The following is a 4,359-nucleotide window of genomic DNA, read 5'->3' on the forward strand; positions in this document are numbered from 1 at the left end:
GTCGAGTTTTTCGCAGACGTGGTCGGAAATCTTCTCGGCCATCATCCGGTAGGTGGTGAGTTTCCCGCCGACGATGCTCGTCATGCCCGGCAGGTCGTCGCGGTCGGCGTGGTCGAGAAGGAAGAACTCGCGCGTGATGTCCGTCGGGTCCTCCGTGCCCGTTCCCGGCGGCTCGTACAGCGGGCGGACGCCCCAGAACGACCGAATCGTCCGCGCGTCTTCCAGCATCGGCACGAGTTCCGAGAGCGTCTCTATCATCAGGTCGACTTCCCAGCCTTCTTCGGGGTAGTCTTCGGGGTCTTCGACCTCTTCGTCCGTCGTCCCGAGAATACACGTCGTCTCGTGGGGGACGATGATGTCCGCGTCACCCTTCGGTCGGCAGCGGTTGACGACCGTGTCGACCTGTCGGGTGTTCATGATGGTCATGACACCCTTCGATGGCCGGACTTCGACGTCGACGCCGGCGAAATCGCCAATCTGACCTGCCCATGCACCGGTCGCGTTGACGACGTAGTCGGCGTATATCTCTTCGACTTCGCCGGGGTTCCCGTGAACGTATGGTCCGGTCCCAGTTTGGTGGGTCACTTCGACGCCGACGACTTCGCCGTCTTCGACCAGCACGTCCGTGACTTCCGAGTGCGTCTCGACGCGCGCGCCGTGTTCGACGGCGCTCGCGGCGTTCGCCACGCAGAGCCGGAACGGGTCGACTGCGCCGTCAGGGACCTTGATGGCGCGTTTGATGTCCTTCGCGAGGTACGGCTCCATCTCGCGGGCCTCTTCGGGTGAGAGGACTTCGGCGGGGATGCCGCACTCGCGGCAGCCCTCTAACTTCTTCTGGAAGTACTCGTCGGAATCTTCGGGGCGCTGGACGAACAGCCCGCCCGTCATCTCGACGCAGTGTCCCGCGATTCGTCGCAGGACGCGATTTTCCACGATACACTCCTTGGCCGATGCCTGTTCGGACACCGCGTACCGTCCTCCACTGTGGAGGAGCCCGTGCATCCGCCCCGTCGTCCCATGTGTGAGGTTCCCCTTCTCGACGAGGGTCACGTCCAGCCCGCGCATCGCGAGGTCCCGTGCGATGCCCGTACCAGTCGACCCCCCGCCAATGACGAGGACGCTCGGCGATTTATTCATCTGTCTTTCGTGAGGTAGGACCGACGGCACTTTATTTTACCTTCACTCATCTTACCCTCGATTTGTCTCAGTACTCGGACCACTTTCGACGGGTGGTTGCCAACGTACCGCCCGTAGAATACCGTATATTGGCGTTTGTGAACCGATTTGAAAGGCCGAATATAATTCAAAATTATTGTTCATATTAGTTACGGGCAATTGCTCACCACGCGTATTTAGGAACCTCTCAACTGTCTTTGAAATGACGATATTCGGGTGAAAATCGTGTTCTATGTTCTCACCAAACATGCTTAAACGTGATAGTAGTTCGGTTTTTATTCGTGCACCGGATATCGTTGAGACGAGACACACCTACGTCATGCGACTCGAAGACAGAATCACCCGACGGCGGCAACGTGGCGGAACAAGACGTCGCCTCGTTCGAGACCTGAGTGCGTTAGACCCGACTGCCCACCCGGACGAACCGACGGGTCGCGGCCCAACACTCGAGCGGATTCTCGACCACCTCGACCCGATTTTCGACGGTGACCTTCCGCCGAACGCCCACATTTACGGTCCCAAAGGGGCAGGAAAGTCCGCCGTCGTGACGACGCTCTTCGAACATCTCTCGCGCGTCGTCCCATCCCAGCAGTCGGTCATCTATACGACCACCCGTACTGCCGGGGCACCCACGACTTCGTTCGCGTATATCGACGCCCGCGATGCATCAACTGAGTTCGCGCTCCTCCATGCGACCCTCGATGCGCTGTCCGAAGAATCAATCCCGTCGCAAGGGGTCGGCGTCGAGGCGTTGCGCGACCGACTCGCGAGGCGGGTCTCTTACGACGAACGCGCAGTCGTCGCAGTCGACCACGTTGGCGAGCCGGAGACGTACGAAGCGATGACGGCCATCGAAGCCCTCGAAGCGGTGTCACCGAATTTCTCGGTTCTCACAGTCGGTCGAACACCGCTCGACGGCGAAACCGCTGAGCGAATCCAGTCGGTCTCGGTTCCGAAATACGAGCGACACAGCCTCGTCGACATCCTCGTCGCGCGTGCTTCCGACGGCGTCGCGCGCAACGCGCTCACTCACGAGGTGACGAGCAACGTTGCCGCGTGGGCTGACGGGGACGCCCACGACGCGCTTTCGGCGCTGTACGGTGCGACCACGTTGGCGGCGACAGACGGTGCGGACACCATCGGTGCCGAGTACGTCGACGCCGGTATGGGCGCGGTTCCGGAGGATGGTTGCTCGCTGGGTCGCGTCTTCGCCCTCCCGGACAGTCGCCATCACGTGCTTCGGGCGTTCGTCGAACTCGACGACGAGGACACAGCGTCGGTCTCGGCGGCGACGGAGGCAATCGCATCGACACCGACCGTGTCGCTGTCGGCAGCGACTATCAGACGCGTTCTCTACGAACTTTCGGACCTCGGAATCGTTCGCCGCGTCTCCGAGCGCGACTCGACGGATGGGCCGGGCCGTCCGGCGACGCGTCCCATCCCGAACTTTTCGACGTTGGCGTTCCGCGGACTCATCTATACGAATCACTGAACTCCGAGGAACCCGAGTGTCGACACTTCCTACTTTCGACCGCTGACTCTTTTTCCCCGCTCTCTAAACCACGGGTATGGTTCCACCGCTGGTACTCGATATCGACGGGACGCTCACCGACGCACAGAGTCGACTCGACCCCCGAGCCTTCGACGTGCTCCCGTCGTGGGACGCGCCCGTCATTCTCGCCACCGGCAAGGCCTTTCCCTACCCGGTCTCCCTGTGTCACTACCTCGGACTTCCCGAAACCGTCATCGCCGAAAACGGCGGGGTCGTCCTCGTCGACGGCGAGGTAACCTACGCGGGCAACCGCGAGGCCGCACAGGCCGTCGCCGACGAGTTCGTCGCTCGCGGCGGCGACCTCGGATGGGGTACCGCCGACACCGTCAACCGCTGGCGCGAGACCGAAATCGCCGTCAGCCTCGACGCTGACGAGGCACTCCTGAGAGATGTCGCGGACGCGTTCGACCTCGAAGTCATCGACACGGGATTCGCCTACCACGTCAAATCACACGGCGTCGAGAAGGGTGTCGGTCTCGAACACGTCTGTGAGACGATAGACTACGACCCCGAGGACTTCGTCGCCATCGGCGACAGCGAGAACGACGCCTCGACGTTCCGCGTCGTGGGGCAATCTTACGCCGTCGCCAACGCCGACGAGGTAGCCAAAGCAGCGGCCGACGAGGTACTGGAGGAATCGTACATGGACGGCACGTATTCGGTGCTCGACGCGCTTCGAGAATAGTCGGTTTCGACGCCGGAGTCGGTCTTACGTCGGTCTTACTGTACTTCGCCTTCGACCCACGCGGCGTACGCGTCGAGGACGTGTGCCTCGTCGAATCGCTCGATACAGGGAACGTCGTAGGGATGTAGTTCGACAACCCGAGCGACGAGGTCGTCGTAGCGGTCGTCGGTCGTCTTAGCGAGGAGAATCGTCTCTTCGTCGTCGTGTACGTCTCCGTCCCAGCGGTAAACCGAGTCGCAGGAAACGCGATTCACGCAGGCTGCGAGTCGCTCTTCGACGAGCGTCCGAGCGAGTTCGTCCGCCGACGAGGGCGGTGCAGTGATGTAGACTGTCGGCATCTCAAATACGCTTCAGGTATTCGGGAACCTTCAGGGCTTTCAGACCCGCTTCAGTTCAGGCTGGCTCTTCGAAGGGTGCAAAGCGGCCGTTGATATCCCACTCGTGGATGCAGTACGGACTGCCCACCTGTTTTTCGCCGTCTTCGGATGTGACGACCCACGTCGCCGCATCCTCGTCCCAGCGTTCTACCCGACCGCAGCGCTCGCAAGCGCGTCGCGTGGGCCGTCGAAGTTGGGGTTCCATACGTGAACGACTGTCCGCCGGAGCAAAAAAGCCCATCGTCGACGGCAGATTCACGGTCCGAGAAACGGAACCAGTCGCTGGTGTTGTGCATAAAACGAACACATGACCTCCGCAACCGATGGGACTTACCGGTCTCCGACCCGAGGGAAGCTATGGGCTTTCACACCTTCGACATCGACGCGGCGGCCAAACTCGCCGACCCCGAGAGTTACCGGTTCGTCTCTCGCTACGAGCTGCTGTCGCACTTGGGGCCGTCCCCGGGGGGCGCCATCGCCCACCTCGGGGGCGGGACCGGATTCTTCCCCGACAACGCGGCCCCCTTCGTCGGAATGCTGTGCGCAGTCGACGTCCCGGAGGACATGCA

The 4,359-nt window shown here is 61.8% G+C and carries 6 protein-coding genes; 3 read left to right on the forward strand and 3 right to left on the reverse strand.

Annotated features, from left to right (window positions below; translation table 11 throughout):
• On the reverse strand, nucleotides 1-1,137 hold a 1,137-nt coding region (gene glpA / locus QT222_RS05580), incomplete at its 3' end, for an anaerobic glycerol-3-phosphate dehydrogenase subunit GlpA (RefSeq protein ID WP_491476573.1).
• 358 nt (nucleotides 1,138-1,495) lie between these two features.
• On the opposite strand from glpA, the gene QT222_RS05585 reads away from it, so the two are divergent.
• The gene (locus QT222_RS05585) at nucleotides 1,496-2,668 is read left to right on the forward strand and encodes a Cdc6/Cdc18 family protein (RefSeq protein WP_491476574.1); all 1,173 of its coding nucleotides are present in this window, start codon (nucleotides 1,496-1,498) and stop codon (nucleotides 2,666-2,668) included.
• A 76-nt stretch (nucleotides 2,669-2,744) separates the two neighbouring features.
• On the forward strand, nucleotides 2,745-3,413 hold the full coding sequence (locus tag QT222_RS05590) for a phosphoglycolate phosphatase (protein ID WP_004056858.1): 669 nt from the start codon (nucleotides 2,745-2,747) through the stop codon (nucleotides 3,411-3,413).
• Nucleotides 3,414-3,448: 35 nt separating this feature from the next.
• Here QT222_RS05590 and cutA read toward each other — a convergent pair whose 3' ends face one another.
• Together cutA and QT222_RS05600 are read right to left on the reverse strand one after the other, a co-directional pair.
• A complete protein-coding gene (gene cutA / locus QT222_RS05595; protein ID WP_491476575.1) occupies nucleotides 3,449-3,751 on the reverse strand; it encodes a divalent-cation tolerance protein CutA in 303 nt (100 codons plus the stop codon).
• 55 nt (nucleotides 3,752-3,806) lie between these two features.
• Entirely contained in the window at nucleotides 3,807-3,995 is a 189-nt protein-coding gene (locus QT222_RS05600; RefSeq protein WP_491476576.1) for an HEWD family protein, read from the reverse strand.
• 152 nt (nucleotides 3,996-4,147) lie between these two features.
• Here QT222_RS05600 and QT222_RS05605 point away from each other — a divergent pair.
• The coding region (locus QT222_RS05605; protein WP_491476577.1) for a class I SAM-dependent methyltransferase at nucleotides 4,148-4,359 on the forward strand (212 nt) is incomplete at its 3' end.

It is taken from the genome of Haloferax sp. s1 (assembly GCF_058382125.1).